Source organism: Sporosarcina sp. FSL K6-3508 (assembly GCF_038615825.1).
GTDB lineage: Bacteria > Bacillota > Bacilli > Bacillales_A > Planococcaceae > Sporosarcina > Sporosarcina newyorkensis.
Genome location: NZ_CP152016.1, coordinates 1,658,672 through 1,680,093, shown reverse-complemented (window position 1 = coordinate 1,680,093; position 21,422 = coordinate 1,658,672). Strand labels below are relative to the sequence as shown.

Sequence of the window (21,422 nt, the reverse complement as noted above, 5' to 3'; positions counted from 1 at the left end):
AAAAACAACCTTCAGGTGTTAGACTGAAAGTTGTTTTTTCTCAATAAAGTGATGTCGTTTCTTTTGACATATTTTCCAATAACTCTTTTATGCGTGCCAGGAAACGACCGCATACTAAACCATCCAATACACGATGATCTAAAGATAAGCATAAATTGACGATATCACGCACAGCTACCATCCCATTATTCATGACAACTGGCCGCTTAACGATCGTCTCCACTTGCAAAATAGCGGCCTGAGGGTAATTTATAATCCCCATAGACTGTACAGAACCGAACGAACCTGTGTTGTTAACGGTGAATGTGCCGCCTTGCATGTCTTTCGTCTGCAATTTGCCGTTGCGGACTTTCCCTGCCAGTTCATGTATATCACGCGCAAGTGCCTTGATCGTTTTTTCATCTGTTTGTTTGATGACCGGTACATACAAAGCATCATCTGTCGCTACAGCAATCGAGATATTGACATCTTTTTTCATGATGATCTTATCCCCTGCCCACATAGAATTAACGGCAGGGAATTCCTTCAATGCCTGGGAAACAGCTTTGATGAAGAATGCAAAGTAGGTTAAATTAAAGCCTTCTTTTTCTTTAAATTCAGCTTTCACATTTTCTCGCAACAATACCAGGTCTGTTACATCTACTTCCAACATCATCCATGCGTGCGGAGCTTCCGTTACTGAACGAACCATATTTTTGGCGATAGCACGTCGGACACTCGTCACAGGAATCTCGATATCCCCATTTTCGAGTTGAATAGTTGGTGTAATGTCTTGCTCAATTCCGGACTGTCTATCGTTAGAAGAAGCTAGTTCTTGCTGTGCCGGCTGTTCTTGTTTGGAAGGAACTTCCGGCTGTTCATACGCGGAATTTCCTCCGCCATCAATGAACGCTAGAATATCTTTCCTCGTAATTCTGCCTTCACGACCTGTTCCTACCACTTGCTTCAGATCAATATCGTGTTCTTGCGACAGTTTTAAGACAGCAGGCGAATATCTTCCAGCCGCTTTCCCTATAGCTGCTGGTTTCGCAGGTTGTTTCTCTTTCGGCTGTTCTGCTCTTTGATCTTCAGCTGGCTGGACATTTTTTTGAACAGATGCTTCGACAACTGGTTTTTGGCCGGTCTCTTCTGCTTCAATCAGACAAACCGTTTCGCCAACTTCTATCGTCTCGCCTTCTTGTGCGACAATTTCAGTGATTTTACCAGCAAATGAAGATGGAATTTCGGCTGTCACTTTATCCGTTGTAACTTCCGCTAATGCATCATATTTGCTAACCGTATCACCGACTCCGACTAACCACTTTTCAATCGTACCTTCTGTCACACTCTCACCGAGCTGTGGCATGGTAATTTTTTCAATCCCCATAACACACGCCTCCTTAAACTAGAATTCTGCTAATTCCCTCGCCGCCTGCTCTACTTTTTCCGGATTCATCATGAAGAACTTCTCCATAGAAGGTGCATAAGGCATGGCAGGTACATCAGGTGCTGCTAACCGTTTAATCGGAGCATCCAGTTCGAATAGGCAATGTTCGGCAATGATAGCGGAAACCTCGCTCATGATGCTGCCTTCGAGATTATCTTCCGTCACTAGCAACACTTTCCCCGTCTTCGAAGCTGCTTCGATGATCGCTTCACGGTCTAACGGATAGACAGTACGCAAATCCAGGATATGGGCTGAAATGCCGTCTTCCGCCAATCGTTCTGCTGCTTGCAAAGCAAAATGGACACACAGACCATAGGTGATGATGGTAAGATCATCCCCCTCACGTTTACAATCTGCCTTGCCGATTGGAAGAACATAATCTTCATCCGGAACTTCCCCTTTGATTAAACGATAAGCCCGCTTATGTTCAAAAAATAGCACTGGATCTTCATCCCGCACAGCTGCTTTCAACAGTCCCTTGGCGTCATAAGGCGTGGATGGGATGACGATTTTCAACCCCGGCGTCGAGGCGAACATCGATTCAACCGATTGCGAGTGATAGAGCGCACCGTGCACTCCGCCGCCGAATGGAGCTCGTATCACGACTGGGCAAGACCAATCATTGTTCGAACGATATCGAATCTTTGCCGCTTCAGAAACGATTTGATTGACTGCAGGCATGATGAAATCTGCAAATTGCATTTCCGCAATTGGACGCATCCCATACATCGCTGCACCAATCGCAACACCAGCAATTGCCGATTCCGCAAGAGGCGTATCCAGAGAACGATATTCTCCAAACTGATCGTAGAGTCCGGTCGTCGCTTTAAATACACCGCCTTTTCGTCCGACATCTTCCCCTAGTACGAATACCTGATCATCACGTTCCATTTCTTCTTTCATCGCTAAGTTGATGGCATCTATAAATGAACGAACGGTCATTAGGCTTCGCCTCCCTTTTCATCATACACATAGCGCAATGCATGTTCAGGTTTTGCGTAAGGAGCCAATTCCGCATATTCCGTGGCCTCATCTACAATTTGGTTGACCCGTTCTTCTATTTCATTGTGCTTTTCCTCGGTCAATACATTTGCTTCTTGTAAGTAGTGGATAAATGTCAGTAACGGATCCAACTTCTTTTCGTTTTCCAATTCTTCCGCATCTCTGTACAGGCGTTGATCATCATCAGATGAATGTGCTGTTAGACGATAACACACCGCTTCTACCAATGTTGGTCCCTCTCCGCTTCTTGCGCGGTCTGCCGCTTTTTTAACTGCTTCATAGACATTCAGAGGGTCCGTACCGTCAATCGTTACGCCTGGCATGCCATAGCCTACAGCGCGATCCGAAACATGTTCACAAGCAAGTTGTTTACTGGCAGGAACAGAAATGGCATATTTATTGTTTTCAACCATCACCACGGTCGGCAATTTATGGACTCCTGCAAAGTTCATCCCTTCATGGAAATCTCCTTGATTCGATGAACCTTCGCCTAACGTCACAAAAGTGATAAAATCTTCTTTATTCATTTTAGCCGCAAGCGCTACTCCAACTGCATGCGGTAATTGAGTCGTAACAGGAGATGAACCTGTTAAAATCCTATTTTTACGCTGGCCGAAATGACCTGGCATTTGTCGACCACCCGAGTTTGGATCTTCGGCTTTTGCAAAAGCTGACAACATCAACTCTTTAGGTGTCATACCAAAATGCAAGACTACACCCATGTCCCGATAATAAGGTGCAATCCAGTCCTTCTCGTGATTCAGCGCAAATGCAGCGCCAACTTGAGCCGCTTCCTGCCCTTGACATGAGATGACAAATGGGATTTTTCCTGAACGATTCAACAACCACATCCGTTCATCCAAGCGACGAGCCATTAACATGGTCTCGTACATTTGTAAAACCGCTTCATCTGTCAATCCTAATTCAATGTGCCGATTGTTCATTTCGCTTCCCCCTTTACATATGAATGGCGAGTCCTTCTACAGCTAGTGCCGCTTCACTGAATGCTTCTGACAGTGTTGGATGGGGATGAATGGTCGTGGAAACTTCCCAAGGTATCGCATTCAGCACCATGGCGAGCCCCGCTTCAGAAATGAGGTCCGTGACATGCGGACCTACCATATGAACACCTAAAATATCATTGGATTGTTGATCCACTATAATTTTGACAAATCCATCCGAATGTCCATTTACCAAAGCTTTTCCATTTGCTTTGAACGGGAATTTTCCGATTTTCACTGCTAAGCCGCTGTTCTTTGCCTGCTGTTCAGTCAAACCTACAGCAGCCGTTTCAGGAAATGAGTAGACACATCTAGGTACCAACTCATAATCGATCGAGTCTCGCGTGATCCCCGCGATATGATCGACAGCAAATAGTCCTTCATGCTCCGCGACATGCGCTAATTGAAGGCCACCGATGACATCGCCGATCGCATAAATATGCTGATCTTTCGTTTGATAGGTTTTGGCAGTCTGAATAAACCCATTCTCTACCTGAATATCCGTGTTCTGAAGCCCGATGTCATCTGTGACCGGTGACCGTCCAACAGAAACAAGCAGTTTTTCACTGCTGACCGACTGTACGTCTTCCCCTATTTTATAAGAGATCGTCACGCTATCCGTTCTTTTCTGGAGAGTGTCGGTCTTGATATCGGCCCCTAATGCAAATGTGACGCCACGCTTTTCTAATGCTTTTTGTACAGTTAGCGCCACTTCGCGATCCTCAGTAGCTAAAATCTGCTTCAAACGATCAAGAACTGTTACTTTGACACCAAAATCATTCAGCATGGATGCCCATTCAATACCAATCACTCCACCGCCTATGATTGTAATCGAAGCTGGGAGGTCCTTCATTGCAAGTGCACCGTCTGAAGTCAACACTTGTTGTTCGTCAATGTCCAGTCCAGGCAGCGTTTTCGGTTTTGACCCGGTCGCTATGATTAAATTCTTTAATAATAAAATTTCATTTTCTTGACCATTGTCCATCTCTACTGAAATGGTTCCAGGCATAGGAGAGAAAATGGAAGCTCCAAGGATTCTTCCCTTTCCTTGAAAGACGTCAATTTTTCCCTTTTTCATTAAACTTTGGATGCCTGCATGTAATTGATCCACGATTTTATTCTTTCTTTTTTGCACTTGAGGGAAATCTAACGAGACCTCACCTGTTTTGACACCAAATTCGTCCGCTTCTTCACGAGCAAGGCGGTATACTTCTGCACTTTTCAGCATCGCCTTGCTTGGAATGCATCCATTATGCAAGCACGTTCCGCCTAGCTTTGATTTTTCCACGATGGCTGTTTTTAAGCCGAGCTGGGCTGCACGGATGGCTGCCACGTACCCGCCAGTTCCGCCGCCTAAGATCACTAAGTCGTATTCATTGCTCAAAATATAGGACCCCTTCCATCTATGTTTTGAATGTCCTACTGTAAAGAAAGCACGCAATTTCAGCGGCATACAGTTTACTAGCTGTCTGCCGCTTCCTTTACTTAGGTAGTACTATTTATTTTTTATTTGAAAGAATGTTCTTTTCGTTGCGCAAGAAGGTGTTTCTCGTTGCGCCCACTCTTGCGATCCGTTCTTCTGCTAAACGATCGGCAGCCTGATAGGAAGGAATGCTGTCTCTTTTTGAAATTTCAAAGATCTTGGCGATTGTATCGTAAATTCCTTCGACACGCTTCAATGCGCGTTCTTTATTGTATCCTATGAGTTCGTCTGCCACGTTGATGACGCCGCCAGAATTAATGACATAATCCGGTGCGTAAACGATTCCCATTTCATGCAGGCGATCTCCATGCTCCGGTGCTTTCAATTGGTTATTGGCTGATCCAGCGATCACTTTCACTTTAAATTGCGGGATCGTTTCATCATTGATGACGGCGCCTAGTGCACATGGAGCGAAGATATCTGCTTCCTGAGAATAGATTTCATCCGTCTCGACAGCCTTTGCATCGAATGCTTCTACTGCGCATTGAACTGCTTGCTTATTTATATCAGCAACGATCAGATGAGCACCTTCATTATGTAAATACTCACATAAAGTATACGCTACATTTCCGACACCTTGGACCGCAATCGTTTTGCCTTTCAATGAATCATCGCCAAAAGCTTCTTTGGCAGCAGCTTTCATCCCTTTGTAAATCCCAAGAGCCGTGACCGGAGATGGATTCCCTGAAGTGCCTTGACCGGAGGAAATGCCTGTTACATAGTCTGTTTCCAAGTGAATCAAGTCCATATCGAATTCAGTAGTTCCTACGTCTTCAGCTGTAATGTACCGACCATTCAAACCTTCGATGTAGCGTCCTAGCGCACGGAATAATTCATCATTTTTATCTTTTTTCGGATCGCCGATAATGACCGTTTTTCCGCCACCTAGATTTAGACCGGCCGCCGCGTTTTTGTATGTCATTCCTTTTGCTAGACGTAACGCATCTTCAATCGCTGCTTCTTCGCTCTCATACGTCCACATACGCGCACCGCCTAATGCAGGCCCAAGTGTTGTGTCGTGAATCGCGATGACCGCCTTCAATCCAGATGTTTTATCATAGCAAAGCACCAATTGTTCGTAGTCGTGATCTTCCATGTAAGTAAACATTTCCATTCGTATATCCCTCCAAGTTAGTAAAATAGTATTTGTATGTAATTAATTTTAGATTTCTTACCGCAAGAAAGCAACTTTGACAAATATCAATATACTTTTCATGCTTGTTAACACAATGTCTATATCTCCATCCTACATGATGCCGCAAGCCTTGACAATCCATCCTTACACGGTAAAATTAAATAGGATAAGGGGTTGAATCTTATGGCACGTCTAGCTGCGTTTATCGTTCTTTTAATTCCAGGAATTGCAGCAGCGCTCGGTATTAAATTAATGCGTGATTCTTTGTTCGGGCAACTTTTTCAGCCATTTCCATTCATCTGGCTGCAGTTTTTAGGCGGTTTTCTATTATTCGCAGCAGGGTTAGGATTCTTTGCAGGATTTTTGCTGCGACGCGATCGGAGAAACGGCAGAGTGGCTGACCGATTTAAAAAAGACATGAAATAAAAGGATCAAGGTATTTCAACTACCTTGATCCTTTTATTTTTCTCTGAACACGCGCAGGGTAATCAGTGATCCATCCCTCTATTTGGGGCGACTGACTTAAGAACGACTCCTTGCCCGTCACGCCATACATTCGCAGCGTCTTCTGACTTTCCAACAAAGGCGTCAGATAAGGTTCTTTCCATAAACGCTTATGGAAATGGAAAGCATCCACATCATATGCAGGTAAGCAATCCCAATCCACTGTTGCTTTCTTCAAAAGCAGGGCCGTTTCCACAGAAGGGTCTTGTTGTCTGACCAGCTGCAGCGTTGGATAGTCAAAAGAGGATATATGAACATCTGGTACTCCCTCGATATAATGCAAAATTCGTTCGATGACAGCTGGCTGCCCATAGACAGTTTCCTTCAGCTCGATATTTAACGATAAGCCGTTTTGCTGACAAAAAGAAATTACGTCAAATAAAATCGGGATAGGATGCCCGAAAAGAAATCTACTTCCACCTTTCCCTATCCTGATCTGCCCCAGCTCTTCTGCGGTTAAGTTATCAACCTGCTGATCAATCCCTGCCAGGCGCAGCAGATTATCATCATGAATGACGACCAATTGTCCATCCTTTGTTTGCTGAACATCCAATTCAATGCCGTCTGCTCCCTTTTTTGCTGTTGCCTGAAAAGCACTCATCGTATTCTCGAAATGACTCCCAGATGCACCTCGATGTGCAAACACCTGACTTTTAGACATTCAATACTCCTTCGCTAGTTAGTTCAAAAACCCCTTTTGTGACACGATTCAACATCGTAGAAATCTTTCCAATTTGGATGTTCACTCCAGGATAAGCTTCTTTCGTTATGTTGATCTTTGGAGAGCTTGCTGTTTGTACGAGCTGCAATTTTGTTTTGATCATTTGATCTAGATCCATGATCTGTTGTTGTTTTGCTTGCATGGTCGTTTTCATCTTCTCCAACATGTTGAGTTGTTCACCAGTCAAACTTGCCCTGGTTCCTTCCATCTTCTTCAAAGTAAGCTCTATTTTCTTTAAATCTTCATGTTCGTTCTTCAATTGCTCGGCCAATCTCTGAATCTCTTCAAGTTCCATCTCTTTATTGACACCTTTTACAGTGAGTTTTGTCAATCGTTCGTGTGTATTCCCTGCAAACGCACATTCAATCGAAAATAGTGCTTCCGTAATACCCCCAATCACTTTTCCTTTATGAGGGTCGATGCTGATGTGATCGGCGTATATTTCAGAGCCTAATGAATACAATCCGATATTCACTTGCTTGCCATAAATTTTGCAGTTGTTTGCATGTTTGACGTATACGTTATTTTTCGCTTCGATAACCGTTTCTCCTGCTCCAAACACACCGCCTTTAATATAGACATCCCCATCTTCTGAACGGATTTCTTTAGCGTTTGTGATCCCCTCTTTGCCCTCGATTGAAATATCACCGGTCGCATTCACGGAAAAACCCGCCAAAACAGTTCCATAGATTTGGACAGAACCATCAAATGTAATGGATCCTGTCTTTGTCCCGACATCGTCCGGTATAACCAGCTGCTTGCCTACCCCGATTACGCCGTTCGTCTGTTCCAATGCCCCGCCGTGCAGAGCACGAAGAATCACTTTCCCGTCCTCTTCAAACTCGCCGACGGACTTGCGATCATAGAACAACTTCACATCTTCGCCTTTTTTAGCGGCAATCACTTCTCCGAATACATTAAATCCAGGGATGCCTTCTTGTGCAAGTTCTTTCTCTCCTATCCAATCACCCTTCGCAATGGAGGTAACAAAGTTTAATTCATAATGATCAGCCGAGCCATCATCCCGGATAATTGGCTTGCGATCCGGCATTTCGATATAGCGGACAACGGCATCTTGCCCTTTTACAGGTTCTTGACCGACAGCAGCCGTCATTGGATTGCCGGGAACAAAAGGGATTGTACGGAGTTGTTCAGATTGATATACCACTCCATTTTGCTTTAATAGTTCCTCTGCCTGAAGCAAGAAATGCTCTTTACCTTCTGCAAATTCTTCTTTTGTCGCATAAATATGCAGTTCGACTTTCATTTTACTAGGAGAAATATACAACTCACAAGGAGCGGCATAAAGCCCTATTTCATGATCTCCTTCATTTTGTAGCGCTTTCATTAATTCTTTGAATGAGTGCAATTTCAATCTCGGGAAACCAGATGTTACTGTATCTAAGGACTTGATAGGAAAGCCTTCTTTTTTTGTTCTCATGATGACTTTATTATTTTCTTCAAAAAGGATAAAATGTTCATTTTCTACTAACAACAAAATCCCTCCCCTACTCTCCCTTAGTATAGAAGATTAACAGACCGGGGGAAAGGTCTTTCTGCTTGAACTATTTGCAAATAAGCATTTCCACTCACTCACATAATCTTTATTCTAATAAAATATTTTCAACCTGACGATTCACCCATGGCCCGTCTTATCAATAGAAGAGTCTTTTTGTCTTTATTGCTCTTTCTCACATTGAACATAAAAAACCAATGAATGTAACTATTCATCAGCTTTTTAAGTATAAGACTATGGCTTCACTATTGAAGTGCAGTATACTACTGTGAATATTTCAGTTTACCAACCAATTAAAGCGCTATCATTTCAATGTTTTAGCTCACCATATGCTCCAGACGGATTTTGTCAGCAATCATTGCAATGAATTCACTGTTGGTAGGTTTACTTTTTAGATGATGCACTGTGTAACCGAAAGTTTTGGAAATTAAATCGTAATTCCCTCTATTCCAAGCCACTTCAATTGCATGTCGAATTGCTCGTTCCACTCGAGAAGGGGTAGTATTGTATTTTTTTGCAATATCCGGATATAAGATTTTAGTGACAGAACCTAAAAGCTCTACGTCGGTATATACCATCTGAATGGCTTCACGTAAAAATGCATAGCCTTTAATATGCGCAGGTACGCCAATTTCTTTAATCATGGATGTAATGGCAGTGTCCAATACTTTTTGAGTGACTGCTCCTGTCGGCTGTGTTGATTCCTGAACAACGTATGATGGTGTAGTCGTTTTTGGTTTTCCAGCAATTTTCAAGATTTGTCCAATCAATCTATCAAATTCAAAAGGTTTTAGCATGAAGTAGGATACACCTAATCCAGCTGCTTGCGTCATGACATTCTCCTGACCAAAAGCAGTCAGCATCATAATCTGCATATTCCCCATGCCGCCGGTTTCATGTATGGTTTCCAATACTCCAATACCATCTAAGTGAGGCATGATAATATCTAATAATAAAATGTCCGGGCGTTCTTGCTCCAACATCGATAAGCATATTTGTCCATTATTCGCTGTCCAAATCACATCGATCTCCGGATGTTTTTCAAAATAAGACACCATCGTTTTGACCAACTCTTTATTATCATCCACAATCGCAATTTTAACGTTATCCATTATCCATTCCCCCTGAAATAATATCTGAGCAAAAATGCTAGCATTCGTTGAATCCCTCTTATCATCGTAAGTGAAATTTCTGGCAATTTCTACTTTAACTTTTAATTTCGTTCAAATTGATACTTCTGTACGATGGTTTCTATGTATTTCGACGTTTTTCTTTTTTATTTTCAACAGGCAGCACATAGGATGGAAAACTGCCTATGCAAAAACTTTGCATAGGCAGTTTTGTCACTTTTCGTTCGTTCTCATCGTTTTAAGAAACAAACCGGCCCCTTTTTCCGGCTCATCGACAAACATATGAGTGATTGCACCGACAAATTTTCCATTCTGGATCACAGGACTTCCGCTCATGCCTTGTAATATGCCGCCAGTCTTTTTCAACAACTTTTGGTCTGTCATCAGGATTTGGAATTGTTCTTCTTCTATCTTCGTGATTTGGATAGTGAATTTTTCTACGGTCGACCCTTGTACAGTCGTATAAATTTCTGCAGGACCTACCGTTAGGTCAAGAGGCTGCATAATTTCAAGTGGTTCTGCCAACACTTTACTGTAAGCATTTTTCCAACTGCCAAAAATCCCATAGACATTATTGATCCGAATATTCCCAAGCAAATTATTTGGATCTACAATCGAAGAGATTTTATAACCTGGGGAACCCGGCGAACTTTTCTTGATTTGATTAATTTCCGATAAATAGATCGCGCCTTTTTCAAAAGCAGGAGGCGATTCGAGCGTACTGTCGATAATTTGATGGCCTAGCGCTCCGTATGTGTCGGTTTTCGGATCCACATACGTCAGGGTACCTGTCCCCTCAGTCCGGTCTTTCAAAAAAGGCGTGACGCGCTTAATGAGCTGCAAATCTGCCTGGAGTGTTTGCTTTTCTCCATTACGCATAATGCTTATCTTCATCGTAGCAGCATCATGCTTTTGCACCGACCGTTCAAAATGGACGAGTTGCTTTATTTCTTCTCCATTCAATTCTTGAATGATATCCCCTTTTTTCAGCCATTGTTCCTGACCAATCAAAATGTCGCTTGTTACGTAAATCCCACTTAAATCCATCTCGATTCCGATTGAATCCCCCATCGGAATAAGGAATTCCTCTTCGGCATTGGCAATTACAGGCAGCATGTAGAGCATCAGAAGTGTGGCCAAAAAAGTCTTAATTGATTTATTCCATCCCATGATTCACCTCCTCAACGAAAGATACCTTTGGTATGTCCGATCGCCCGGAAAGTATGAAAGGGTAAAATAAACAATGCGTGTAAATTGAATTGGTTAGGGAATAATTTAACTAAATATCTTTACGAAAAGCTTGTTTCCTTTGGCTGGCCAACGTCAATAATTCATCTGCATGTTGAAGTGTCAAAGGTGTGATTTCAGCACCCGACAACATTCGAGATAATTCTTCTGTCCGCTCTGTCTTCATGACATCATGAATCGCTGTTGTTGTTCGGCCGTCATGGATATCTTTTTTAATTAAATAATGATGATCTGCCATCGCGGCAACTTGCGGTAAATGCGAAATACAAAGGACTTGGGAGTGACTGGCAATCATTGCAATTTTTTCTGCGATGGATTGTGCTACTCTTCCGCTTACACCCGTATCGACTTCATCAAATATAATGGACGTCACGCCTTGATGCTGAGAAAATATGGTTTTCAACGCCAGCATCATTCGTGATAATTCGCCGCCTGAAGCTACTCTTACAAGTGGTTTTAACGGTTCTCCTAAATTGGTGGAGATCATGAAAACCACTTCATCAAAACCGTTCGCATCAAATTGTTTCGGCTCTTTCTGTTGAATTTGCACTTTGAATGTTGCTTTTTCCATATAAAGTTGTTTCAGTTGTTCCTCTATTCCTTTTTCAAGACGAAGCGCAGCTTTTTTTCGAATAATCGATAATTCATTCGCTTCTATTTCCAAGTCTTTTACGTATTGTGCTAATAATTCTTGGTTTTGATGCAATCTTTCGTCACGATTCACCAATTGATCAAGTGCATCGGCAATTTTATCCCGATACAACAAAATTTCTTCTAACGATTTTCCATATTTTCTTTTTAATGTCAGAAATAACGCTAAACGCTCTTCGACAAAATTCAAACGATCTGGCTGAAATTCCATACTGTCGATCAGCCGTTTTAAATCATGCGAAACATCTTGCAGTGAATAAAATGAAGAATTCACAGTCTCCGACAACGGTACCAATTCCGTGTCAATCGATGCTGCTTCTTCCAGATCACTCATCGCATTACCAACCCAATCCAAACCATGAGATTCCAGGGCAATTGCCTCATAGGAAGTATTCAAGCGATCAAAGAGTCGATGGAAATGCTGCAATTTCACGCGTTCAGCCTCTAATTCCTCTTCTTCTCCAATAACCAAATTTGCAGCATCGATCTCTTCCAGTTGAAATGAATAAAGATCAATTTTCTGAGCGATTTGCTGTTCATCCTGTGTTTTCGCAGCGATGAGCTGTTGAAGTTTTTTATATTTATCATAAATCTCGGTATATGTAGACAGAGCACGCTCAATTGGTTCTCCAATATAAAAATCAAGTAAATGAATATGGCGGCGTTCATTCATTAATTCCTGATTCTCGTGCTGCCCATGAATATCAATAAGCATACCACCAATCTCACGCAAGATTGCTATGGTCACCAATTTGCCGTTGACACGACAAACTGACTTTCCATTTACGTTCAGGTCTCTGCGCAAAATGACGACGCCTTCCTCTGCTTCTATACCGAATTCTTCTAATCTGTCCATCACAGCCTGTCGATTGACATCAACTGTGAACATCCCTTGAAGTTCAGCTTTTGTCGTCCCATGTCGGATAAACTCCTGCGAGCCTCTCCCACCTGCCAATAATTGCACTGCATCAATAATGATTGACTTTCCGGCACCTGTTTCACCTGTCAGAACGGTCAAGCCTTCTTCAAATGTGATTTCAAGTTGTTCTATAATGGCAAAGTTTTTTATCGAAAGTTCGCTTAACAAAGAACTATTCACCTCACTTATAGCATTGCTAATAATTTATCTTTTACGTAATCGGTCATCGATTCTTCCCGGCAAATGATCAGACATGTATCATCGCCGCAAATCGTCCCAAGCATTTCTTCCCAATCCAAATTATCAATTAACGAACCGACAGCTTGCGCGTTGCCGGGAAGCGTTTTCAACGTGATAAAATGACTTGCGCTGTCGATACCGACAAATGCATCCTCCAGCATTCGTTTTAACTTTTCTTCTGTGTTGTACCGATGAATAGGCGGGAGACTATATTTGTAATTGCCTGAAGGCGAAGGTACTTTAATTAGATGTAATTCTTTTATATCTCTAGATACAGTCGCTTGTGTCACATCTACTCCTGCATGTTTCAGACTGTCTACCAGTTGATCCTGCGTCTCGATTTCATTATTCGTAATAATCTCTCTGATCCGAAGATGGCGCTGTCCTTTGTTCAATTTTCAATCACTCCGATTCTCTTCTATACCTAACTTCTAACATGTTGATCAACTATTTTAAAGGCCCTTCACTTCGAATTCAGCAAACTAATTCGTGTGCTGTTTTGGAAAAGGCACGACAAGTATATGAACAGGTTTCTCCTAATTACAAATGAAAATAATATTGCCTAGCTTATGCAATTTAGGGATTGGAGCGGAAGACGGTCGACTCCGGGAGGATTAGCGTGTGCCTTGAGACCCCGCAGGTAGCGCAGCGGACGAGGAGGCTCAAGCCACGCCCTCCGGAAAGCGTACCGTCTGGAGCGCAAATCCCACAGCTACACCCATGCTGTACTCACTTGTTAAAAGGACTCACTTGCTGCATTTACTATGCATATTTCAAAAATAACTATGTGAATTATTGGTTAACCAACATGCCTGACCTGACCTAACTTAAAATTATACATAGCATGTAAAAAACGCGCAACTCTCTGCGCGTTATGTTAATTCGTTATGTGCCTCTTTGACTAATTGATGGAAGTTTTCTGATGTAAAAAGTGACGTAGAGGGATCTTCTGCTTCTAAATAAAACAAGAACTCTATATTCCCTTCTCCACCCGTAACAGGAGAAAACGTCGCTCCTTTTACTGAAAACCCTTCAGCAACCGCCATATTCGCAATTTTTTCAAGAACTTCTAGATGTGTAGCCGTTTCACGTACGATTCCTTTTTTTCCGACTTTCTCTTTCCCCGCCTCAAATTGTGGCTTCACGAGAGCAACAACTTGACCGCCCGGCACAATGATTTTCTTTAGCGCAGGCAAAATCAGAGATAAAGAAATAAACGATACGTCGATGGTAGCTAATTCAGGCAAGCCCTCGCAAAATAAATCAACTGTTGCATGGCGGAAGTTCGTTCGTTCCATAACAGTCACTCGTTCATCTTGTCGAATTTTCCAAGCAAGCTGGTTATAGCCGACATCCAAAGCATAGCAATGAGCGGCACCGTTCTGTAGGGCACAATCCGTGAAACCGCCAGTGGAAGCGCCGATGTCCAAAACGATTTTTCCTTTCACAGAAATAGGAAAAGACTCCAATGCCTTTTCTAATTTCAAGCCGCCCCGACTTACATATTTGATAACAGGTCCTTTAACGGTCAAAGGCGCATCGACAGAAATTTTTTCTCCTGCCTTCTCAATTCTTGTCAAATCGGAGTAGACGAGACCTGCCATGATGGAACGTTTTGCTTGTTCACGAGATGCGATCAAGCCGCGTTCCACCAGTAAAATGTCTACACGTTCTTTTTTCATCGAAGGGTTCATACGGTTTCTCTTTCTGCAGCCTTTTTAATAGCTTCCATCGTGACTTCGGCGACATGTTCCGGCGTCATGTGGATCTCCATTAATAAGTCATCGACATTTCCATGTTCAATGAATTCATCCGGAATACCAATTCGCTCAATAATCGTAGATGTGTGATTCACTTCTTCCGCATATTCAAGGACCGCGCTGCCAAAGCCGCCCGCAAGCACTGCTTCCTCAATTGTGATGATCGGCTTGCCCTGTTTAAATAATTCATCCAATAAATCGGTATCAAGTGGTTTAATGAAGCGCGCATTGACGATCGATACATTTTTCCCCTGCTGTTTCATTTGCTCTGCTGCTGCAAACGCCATTGGAATTGTCGTACCGAATGTTAAAATGGTCGCGTCTTCACCTTTTTTCAACACTTCCCATGTACCGATTGGAATGGTGTGGAGTTCTTCATCCATTGGAACGCCATAACCGTTTCCACGAGGGAATCTCATAGCGATTGGACCTTCATTATGCTCGATCGCCGTCTTCACCATATGCTGACCTTCGTTTTCGTCTTTAGGCATCATAATGACCAAGTTCGGCATATGACGCAAGAATGCGATATCAAAGACCCCATGATGTGTTTCACCATCTGCACCGACTAAACCGGCTCTGTCAATTCCGATGAAGACATTCAATTTTTGTCTTGTAATATCATGCAGCATCTGATCATAGGAGCGTTGCAGGAACGTAGAATAAATAGCCAAGAACGGCTTCATTCCTGTTGCTGCAAGTCCAGCCGCCATTGTCGTCGCGTGCTGTTCAGCGATTCCGACATCAAAAAAGCGATCCGGAAATTCTGCCGCAAAAGACTCAAGTTTTGAACCTACAGGCATAGCAGGAGTAATTGCAACAATCCGTCGATCTTTTCTCGCAAGCTTACGAACGGTTTCAGACACTAACGCGCTCCATGCTGGACCTTTCGCCGGAGACTTTACGAAATCACCCGTCTCGATCTTATAAGGACCCGTGCCGTGCCAAGTACCGATTTTATCCATCTCAGCCGGACTGTAGCCTTTTCCTTTTTTCGTAATCACATGAAGCAGGACCGGTCCTTCCATTTTCTTTGCATACTGCAGTGAACGTTCTAATTCGGTAAAGTCATGTCCGTCAATCGGACCTAAATAGGTGAACCCTAATTCTTCGAAAAACACACCATTGACGACCAAATATTTCAAGCTGTCTTTTACACGCTCTGCAGCTGTTGCAACTCTTCCACCAACCGCAGGAATTTTCCGCAAAATAAATTCCAGCTCGTCTTTAACATTGTTGTACTTTCCAGCCGTACGTAACTTACCCAAAATGGAATGCAACGCACCAACGTTCGGAGCAATGGACATTTCATTGTCGTTTAAAATCACGGTAATATTCGTCTTCTCATGACCGATATGATTCAATGCTTCCAGTGCCATACCACCGGTAAGCGCTCCGTCTCCAATGACCGGAATTACATAGCTTTTTTCATGTTTAATATCTCTCGCAACAGCCATTCCCATGGCCGCAGACAAAGATGTTGAACTGTGACCGGTTTCCCACACATCATGAATGCTTTCCGACATTTTCGGGAAACCGCTCAATCCTTTATATTTTCTAAGAGTATCGAATTCTCCGGCACGACCTGTCAAGATTTTATGGACATATGATTGGTGCCCAACATCCCATAAAATTTTGTCAGTCGGACTGTCAAAAATCCGATGTAAGGCGATCGTCAATTCAACGACACCTAGATTGGGTCCGATATGACCGCCTGTCACCGATAAATTTTCAATTAAGAAACTGCGGATATCTGCCGCCAATCCCTGTAATTGTTCTTTATCGAGCTCTTTAATAAAAGATGGATTTGTAATCGTTGTAAGATCCATCGTGATCACACACCTTCATCAAGTAAGTAATTCTTTCTATTCCTGCACAATCAATCGCATGAACCGTCTTATACGTGTTGCGTGCGACTTCCAAAAGGGAACTTTTTTTACCCAGACATTGAGTTTACTGTTTGTTTTCTACATTATAACAGTAAGATCGCCGGTGACAAATATAATGGTCTCGTTCTACTTATTCCGCTCAATAATATAGTCCGCCAACAAATGCAATATAGAATGCTCCAAATCAATCGAACGCAAGGCATTGATTGCTTCTTCATGACGTGCTTTTAACTGAGTTTGTGCGCCTTCGATTCCAAGTAAGGATGGATAGGTCGATTTCTCACTCGTCATATCACTGTTTGCAGGTTTACCCAGCTGTTCAGTTGTAGCCGTGACATCTAATATATCGTCTTGAATTTGGAAGGCAAGACCGATATTTCGAGAAAAACGAGCCAACTGGAATCTTTGGTCAGCCGTCGCTTCGGCTAAAACTGCACCCGCATCGATGCAATATGCCAACAATGCACCTGTTTTATGCAGATGTACTTCTTCTAAATCAGCTAAAGGCAATACTTGCTGTTCGCCCTTCATATCCAGAACTTGCCCCTTTACCATGCCTTGAGCGCCGGAAGCTTTTGCCAATAAACCGACCAATTCAATTGCGGCAGCTGGCGGTGTTTCCCGCAGGTCTGCCAATGCTTGGAATGCCAAAGCTTGCATCGCATCGCCTGCCAATGTAGCCACGTCTTCTCCGAATTTCTTATGGTTGGTCGGCTTCCCTCTTCTGAAATCGTCGTCATCCATGCAAGGCAGGTCATCATGTATCAATGAGTATGTATGTATCAATTCAACAGAAGCAGCAACTTTTAATGCATCTGCAGAATCCAAATGTAAGTCTGATAAAACAGCTAGGACTAGTAAAGGCCGAATTCTTTTACCGCCTGCTTGTATGGAATACGTCATCGATTCATGCAAAATATCGGGAATATCCGACTTTGCCAATTGATTCGTCAATTCTCTTTCGATTTCAGGGATTTTTTCATCCATAAACGTTTTTAATTTCTCATTCATTCGATTCACCTTCTGTCGGATCAAATGGAGCTTCTTTTCCATCTTGATCAATCATTCGAATCAGTTGTTTCTCTGCGTTTTGCAATTTCTTTTGACAATAGGCAGAGAGCTCCATCCCTTGCTTATACAATGTAATTGTATCTTCCAGGGGAGCCTCCCCAGCCTCTAACTTTTGCACAATTTCTTCTAATTGATGCATTGCTTGTTCAAATTGCATTTCTTTTTCTTCTGCCATCCCTACTTGACCTCCTTCGGAATTATGTTTTCTACAACAGCTTGAACTGACCCATCTGACATTTGTACGGTCATTTTCTCACCAACAGAAAGGTTTTCAATCGATTTGACGACTTCATCTTCCTGATAGGCGATCGAAAATCCCCTTTCCATTACTTGCAGTGGATTTAGTGCTTGCATCATGCGTGTGAGCGAGATAAAACGTTGTTGCTGATGTTTGACGTTCTGCTCGGCGGCACGATTCTTTCGCATTGCCAACTGTTTTGTCTGTTGTTGTTCGAGCTGGATGCGGCGAATAGGTGTGTAGTACTGCAGACCAGCATATAAATTATCGAAAACCATACGCTTTTCCTGGATCAATGTGTTGCCGCTGCGCCGTAGTCGTTCTTCCAGATTGTCCATTTTTTCTATAAATGGCCGATACAATCGATCAGGATATTGTAGAGGATAGGCAGACCGTGCGGTTTCTAAACGCTTGTTTTGCTGTCTGAGTAATGTTTGGACAGCTAGATACATGGAACGCTGCTGATTTTTCAGATGCTGAAATAATTGCAATTGATCTGGAACCGCCATTTCAGCAGCAGCAGTCGGCGTCGGTGCACGAAGATCTGCGACATAGTCCGCTATTGTCGTGTCTGTTTCGTGTCCTACCGCACTGATGATCGGAATTCTGCTGGAGAAGATCGCCCGTGCGACTTCTTCTTCGTTAAAGGCCCATAGATCTTCTATGGATCCTCCTCCTCTGCCGACTAATAATACATCGATATCCGCTGTTCTGTTTGCCTGTTCGATTGCCTGCACGATAGATGGCGCTGCAGTACGTCCCTGAACTAATGCAGGAAACAAGTACATCTTAGCCATCGGGAAGCGGCGGGTGATCGTAGAGTACATATCTCGCAGAGCCGCCCCGGATTCTGCAGTGACTATCCCGATCGTCTGAGGGGTTTGTGGGATGGGTTGTTTGAACCTGGCTTCAAAGAGTCCTTCTTGCTGCAGCTTCTTTTTCAACTGTTCAAAGGCTAGATAAAGAGCCCCAATCCCATCTGGCTCCATCGTTTGAACGTATAATTGGTAGGACCCGGCAGTTTCATAGACCGTGACATCTCCTGTTATCAATACATTCATGCCGTTTTCAGGTTTGAATTGGAGTGTATTGGAACGCGAGCGGAACATAGCTGCCTGAATTCTCGTTTTGTCGTCCTTTAACGTAAAATAGATATGCCCAGATGGATGGAGCTTGACGTTGGAGAGTTCTCCTTTTACATAGACGTTTCGCAGATGTGGATCTGCGTCGAATTTGCGTTTGACGTATTTTGTTAGCGCTTGAACGGTTAAAAAAGTTTGATTGGACATGTTGTTGTCACCTGCCCTTTTATGTATAGAGAGGCGCCTGGGATTGGCGTCTCTCGGTTAAAGTTACTGAAATGAGTGCTGATTTATTTTGATTATGCACCTTTGATTTAAGAAAAGACAATAAAACTACATGATTCTTAGTTCTTAGTCCGGGAATTCAATTTGTTTTCTGCACTTTCTACTGTGTTCTTCAATAGCATAGTGATGGTCATCGGGCCTACTCCGCCTGGGACTGGAGTGATGGCGCTGGCTACTTGTTCTGCAGATGCGTAGTCTACGTCTCCGCAAAGTTTGCCGTTTCCGTCGCGGTTCATGCCGACGTCGATGACAACAGCACCTTCTTTAATGTAATCGCCTGTGATAAATTTTGCCATGCCGATGGCAACGATCAAAATGTCCGCTTGTTTCGTGAAGCTTTTAAGATCATTTGTGCGTGAGTGGCAATAGGTGACAGTGGCGTCTTTTTGCAACAGCAGCTGTCCCATCGGCTTGCCTACGATATTACTTCTTCCGATGATGACAGCGTGTTTGCCCGCGATTTCTACTCCTGAGCGTTCGAGCAATTGCATGATGCCATATGGTGTACATGGCAGAAACGTTTGTTGACCGATCAGCATTTTGCCGACGTTCATCGGATGGAAACCATCGACGTCTTTTTCAGGACTGATGGCGCGAATGACTTTGTTTTCGTCGATATGCTTCGGTAATGGAAGTTGTACAAGAATCCCATCGATCGAATCGTCTTGATTCAATTTTTCTACTTCTTTTAAAAGATCTTCTTCAGAAACCGTATCAGGCAATTTGATCAGCTCAGATTTCATGCCTGCTTCGATACTGGATTTTTCTTTGTTTTTAACATACGTCTGAGATGCCGGATTTTCTCCAACTAAAATAACAGCTAGTCCAGGTTGATAGCCCTGTTTCACTAAAGAAGCCACTTGTTCTTTCAGTTCTTCTCGGATTTCTTGTCCAATTGCTTTTCCATCAATTTTTTTACTAGACATGATTTTCCCACCAAACATTTTGTTATTTGTATTGAAAGTTGATCGAGCTCTAACGTGCATACTTCACTTCATATGGGAAGTGAGCCGAAATCAGTTGAATTTAGATAATACACCGTTGACAAAACGACCGGACTTTTCGTCTCCAAATGTTTTACACAATTCAATCGCTTCATTTAGGATCACTCGGTCAGGAACTTCTTTATTGTGCAGGAGCTCGTAAACAGCAAGCCTCAGAACCGTACGTTCTATTTTCGGCAGTCTGTCAATCGACCAGTTTTCCAATTTATTTGTGATTTCGTTATCAATTTCCGTCAAGTTTTCCGCTGTGCCTCGAACCAATTGTTCGTAAAACGTATTAAGAGGCGCATCGACTACATATCCGATGGCTTCGTCTACATTCATTTCACTATTGTCCAGCTGAAACAGCGTTTGAATTGCCTTTTCACGTGCTTCTCGTCGTTTCATATTTCTTATCTCCTCTGCCGCGCATCTTCAAAACCTAATGATAGCACAAAAGCCACGAAAAGAACTAGTAGAATCCTGTGATTTTGTGCGAACCATTGCGATTTAGAGACAAAGAACTTTGAATAGATGCAGATCAAGGAAAAAAGAGGCTGCCCGATATGTTCACCTGACTTGCAGACGGCTATTTTCCGGCTGCAAGAAATGCTTTTTTACAACTAACTCGTGACAGTCGATATCGTCAGGAAATGTGCGTTGCGCTACCTACTCTTCTGAATCACATAAAAAGACTATCACTGAAAGATATTTCTTTCAGGATAGCCCCTTTTACTTTTCTATAGATTATTCATCGAATTGAATGCCCGTAATATGAACATTCACTTCATGAGTAGTAAGTGAAGTCATATGATAGATCGCTTGGCGAACTTCATTTTGAATTTCTGCCGCAACTGCAGGAATTGAATGGCCATATTCGATAATGCAATACACATCGATCTTCAGTCCTTCATCTGCCCACTCGGTCTTCACACCCTTACCATACATCACTTTACCCAGTTTTTCCGCAACTCCTGTCGCAAAATTCCCTTGAGTGGCAACAACACCACCGACTTCCGCCGTGGCAATGCCTATGATGACTTCAAGTACTTCAGGCGCGAGTTGGACACGTCCAAGTGCAGCATCTCCAGACGGTGTCATTCCGACAAACGATGGATTTGTTTTATCAGCCATTACA

At 42.9% G+C, this 21,422-nt stretch carries 20 protein-coding genes; 1 reads left to right on the top strand and 19 read right to left on the bottom strand.

Annotation, left to right across the window (positions count from 1 at the left end; translation table 11 throughout):
* Positions 1–40: 40 nt before the first annotated feature.
* From MKX97_RS08135 to MKX97_RS08115, 5 genes are all read right to left on the bottom strand, one after another.
* Positions 41–1,366: a dihydrolipoamide acetyltransferase family protein gene (locus tag MKX97_RS08135; RefSeq protein ID WP_009496771.1), complete on the bottom strand. Its 1,326-nt coding sequence runs from the start codon at positions 1,364–1,366 to the stop codon at positions 41–43.
* Positions 1,367–1,384: 18 nt separating this feature from the next.
* Positions 1,385–2,368, bottom strand: coding sequence for an alpha-ketoacid dehydrogenase subunit beta (locus MKX97_RS08130; protein ID WP_009496772.1), 984 nt, complete (start codon positions 2,366–2,368; stop codon positions 1,385–1,387).
* Entirely contained in the window at positions 2,368–3,372 is a 1,005-nt protein-coding gene (locus tag MKX97_RS08125) for a thiamine pyrophosphate-dependent dehydrogenase E1 component subunit alpha (protein ID WP_009496773.1), read from the bottom strand. The genes MKX97_RS08130 and MKX97_RS08125 overlap by 1 nt, the downstream gene beginning before the upstream one ends.
* 13 nt (positions 3,373–3,385) lie before the next feature.
* Positions 3,386–4,813 (bottom strand): dihydrolipoyl dehydrogenase, encoded by a 1,428-nt coding sequence (lpdA, locus tag MKX97_RS08120; protein WP_040758778.1) that lies wholly within the window; start codon positions 4,811–4,813, stop codon positions 3,386–3,388.
* 115 nt (positions 4,814–4,928) lie between these two features.
* A complete protein-coding gene (locus tag MKX97_RS08115) occupies positions 4,929–6,032 on the bottom strand; it encodes a Glu/Leu/Phe/Val dehydrogenase (protein ID WP_342537493.1) in 1,104 nt (367 codons plus the stop codon).
* 198 nt (positions 6,033–6,230) lie between these two features.
* Between MKX97_RS08115 and MKX97_RS08110 the strand changes: the two genes are divergently transcribed.
* Positions 6,231–6,473 (top strand): DUF2627 domain-containing protein, encoded by a 243-nt coding sequence (locus MKX97_RS08110; protein ID WP_078816586.1) that lies wholly within the window; start codon positions 6,231–6,233, stop codon positions 6,471–6,473.
* 19 nt (positions 6,474–6,492) lie between these two features.
* Here MKX97_RS08110 and MKX97_RS08105 read toward each other — a convergent pair whose 3' ends face one another.
* The 14 genes from MKX97_RS08105 to MKX97_RS08040 form a co-directional block, all read right to left on the bottom strand.
* Positions 6,493–7,212 carry a glycerophosphodiester phosphodiesterase family protein gene (locus tag MKX97_RS08105; RefSeq protein WP_342537398.1) on the bottom strand — a complete coding sequence of 240 codons (720 nt, stop codon included), beginning with the start codon at positions 7,210–7,212 and terminating at the stop codon, positions 6,493–6,495.
* Positions 7,205–8,767, bottom strand: coding sequence for a FapA family protein (locus tag MKX97_RS08100; protein ID WP_009496778.1), 1,563 nt, complete (start codon positions 8,765–8,767; stop codon positions 7,205–7,207). Before MKX97_RS08100 ends, MKX97_RS08105 begins: the two co-directional genes overlap by 8 nt.
* Before the next feature lie 338 nt (positions 8,768–9,105).
* A complete protein-coding gene (gene spo0A, locus MKX97_RS08095) occupies positions 9,106–9,900 on the bottom strand; it encodes a sporulation transcription factor Spo0A (RefSeq protein WP_221834996.1) in 795 nt (264 codons plus the stop codon).
* Between the two features lie 231 nt (positions 9,901–10,131).
* Entirely contained in the window at positions 10,132–11,088 is a 957-nt protein-coding gene (locus MKX97_RS08090; RefSeq protein WP_221834998.1) for a SpoIVB peptidase S55 domain-containing protein, read from the bottom strand.
* Positions 11,089–11,197: 109 nt separating this feature from the next.
* Positions 11,198–12,904: a DNA repair protein RecN gene (gene recN / locus MKX97_RS08085; protein WP_040758110.1), complete on the bottom strand. Its 1,707-nt coding sequence runs from the start codon at positions 12,902–12,904 to the stop codon at positions 11,198–11,200.
* A gap of 17 nt (positions 12,905–12,921) precedes the next feature.
* Complete coding sequence (gene argR, locus MKX97_RS08080; RefSeq protein ID WP_009496782.1) at positions 12,922–13,371, bottom strand: transcriptional regulator ArgR; 450 nt, start codon at positions 13,369–13,371, stop codon at positions 12,922–12,924.
* A 477-nt stretch (positions 13,372–13,848) separates the two neighbouring features.
* A complete protein-coding gene (locus MKX97_RS08075; protein ID WP_221835000.1) occupies positions 13,849–14,670 on the bottom strand; it encodes a TlyA family RNA methyltransferase in 822 nt (273 codons plus the stop codon).
* Positions 14,667–16,565, bottom strand: a complete 1,899-nt coding sequence (dxs, locus tag MKX97_RS08070) for a 1-deoxy-D-xylulose-5-phosphate synthase (RefSeq protein WP_342537396.1) — start codon at positions 16,563–16,565, stop codon at positions 14,667–14,669. The genes MKX97_RS08075 and dxs overlap by 4 nt, the downstream gene beginning before the upstream one ends.
* 186 nt (positions 16,566–16,751) lie before the next feature.
* Positions 16,752–17,636 (bottom strand): polyprenyl synthetase family protein, encoded by an 885-nt coding sequence (locus MKX97_RS08065; protein ID WP_009496785.1) that lies wholly within the window; start codon positions 17,634–17,636, stop codon positions 16,752–16,754.
* Complete coding sequence (locus MKX97_RS08060; RefSeq protein ID WP_009496786.1) at positions 17,629–17,871, bottom strand: exodeoxyribonuclease VII small subunit; 243 nt, start codon at positions 17,869–17,871, stop codon at positions 17,629–17,631. Before MKX97_RS08060 ends, MKX97_RS08065 begins: the two co-directional genes overlap by 8 nt.
* Before the next feature lie 2 nt (positions 17,872–17,873).
* Positions 17,874–19,223, bottom strand: a complete 1,350-nt coding sequence (gene xseA, locus MKX97_RS08055; RefSeq protein ID WP_342537395.1) for an exodeoxyribonuclease VII large subunit — start codon at positions 19,221–19,223, stop codon at positions 17,874–17,876.
* 137 nt (positions 19,224–19,360) lie between these two features.
* Positions 19,361–20,227, bottom strand: coding sequence for a bifunctional methylenetetrahydrofolate dehydrogenase/methenyltetrahydrofolate cyclohydrolase FolD (folD, locus tag MKX97_RS08050; protein ID WP_342537394.1), 867 nt, complete (start codon positions 20,225–20,227; stop codon positions 19,361–19,363).
* Between the two features lie 90 nt (positions 20,228–20,317).
* Positions 20,318–20,692, bottom strand: a complete 375-nt coding sequence (gene nusB / locus MKX97_RS08045) for a transcription antitermination factor NusB (RefSeq protein ID WP_009496789.1) — start codon at positions 20,690–20,692, stop codon at positions 20,318–20,320.
* A gap of 339 nt (positions 20,693–21,031) precedes the next feature.
* Positions 21,032–21,418 carry an Asp23/Gls24 family envelope stress response protein gene (locus tag MKX97_RS08040; RefSeq protein WP_009496790.1) on the bottom strand — a complete coding sequence of 129 codons (387 nt, stop codon included), beginning with the start codon at positions 21,416–21,418 and terminating at the stop codon, positions 21,032–21,034.
* Positions 21,419–21,422: the final 4 nt, after the last annotated feature.

Coding starts and splice junctions, on each gene's coding strand:
- MKX97_RS08135 (WP_009496771.1), bottom strand. CDS start 1,366: ATGGGGATTGAAAAAATTACCATGCCACAGCTCGGTGAGAGTGTGACA.
- MKX97_RS08130 (WP_009496772.1), bottom strand. CDS start 2,368: ATGACCGTTCGTTCATTTATAGATGCCATCAACTTAGCGATGAAAGAA.
- MKX97_RS08125 (WP_009496773.1), bottom strand. CDS start 3,372: ATGAACAATCGGCACATTGAATTAGGATTGACAGATGAAGCGGTTTTA.
- MKX97_RS08110 (WP_078816586.1), top strand. CDS start 6,231: ATGGCACGTCTAGCTGCGTTTATCGTTCTTTTAATTCCAGGAATTGCA.
- MKX97_RS08105 (WP_342537398.1), bottom strand. CDS start 7,212: ATGTCTAAAAGTCAGGTGTTTGCACATCGAGGTGCATCTGGGAGTCAT.
- spo0A (WP_221834996.1), bottom strand. CDS start 9,900: ATGGATAACGTTAAAATTGCGATTGTGGATGATAATAAAGAGTTGGTC.
- MKX97_RS08090 (WP_221834998.1), bottom strand. CDS start 11,088: ATGGGATGGAATAAATCAATTAAGACTTTTTTGGCCACACTTCTGATG.
- MKX97_RS08075 (WP_221835000.1), bottom strand. CDS start 14,670: ATGAACCCTTCGATGAAAAAAGAACGTGTAGACATTTTACTGGTGGAA.
- dxs (WP_342537396.1), bottom strand. CDS start 16,565: ATGGATCTTACAACGATTACAAATCCATCTTTTATTAAAGAGCTCGAT.
- MKX97_RS08065 (WP_009496785.1), bottom strand. CDS start 17,636: ATGAATGAGAAATTAAAAACGTTTATGGATGAAAAAATCCCTGAAATC.
- MKX97_RS08060 (WP_009496786.1), bottom strand. CDS start 17,871: ATGGCAGAAGAAAAAGAAATGCAATTTGAACAAGCAATGCATCAATTA.
- xseA (WP_342537395.1), bottom strand. CDS start 19,223: ATGTCCAATCAAACTTTTTTAACCGTTCAAGCGCTAACAAAATACGTC.
- folD (WP_342537394.1), bottom strand. CDS start 20,227: ATGTCTAGTAAAAAAATTGATGGAAAAGCAATTGGACAAGAAATCCGA.
- nusB (WP_009496789.1), bottom strand. CDS start 20,692: ATGAAACGACGAGAAGCACGTGAAAAGGCAATTCAAACGCTGTTTCAG.
- MKX97_RS08040 (WP_009496790.1), bottom strand. CDS start 21,418: ATGGCTGATAAAACAAATCCATCGTTTGTCGGAATGACACCGTCTGGA.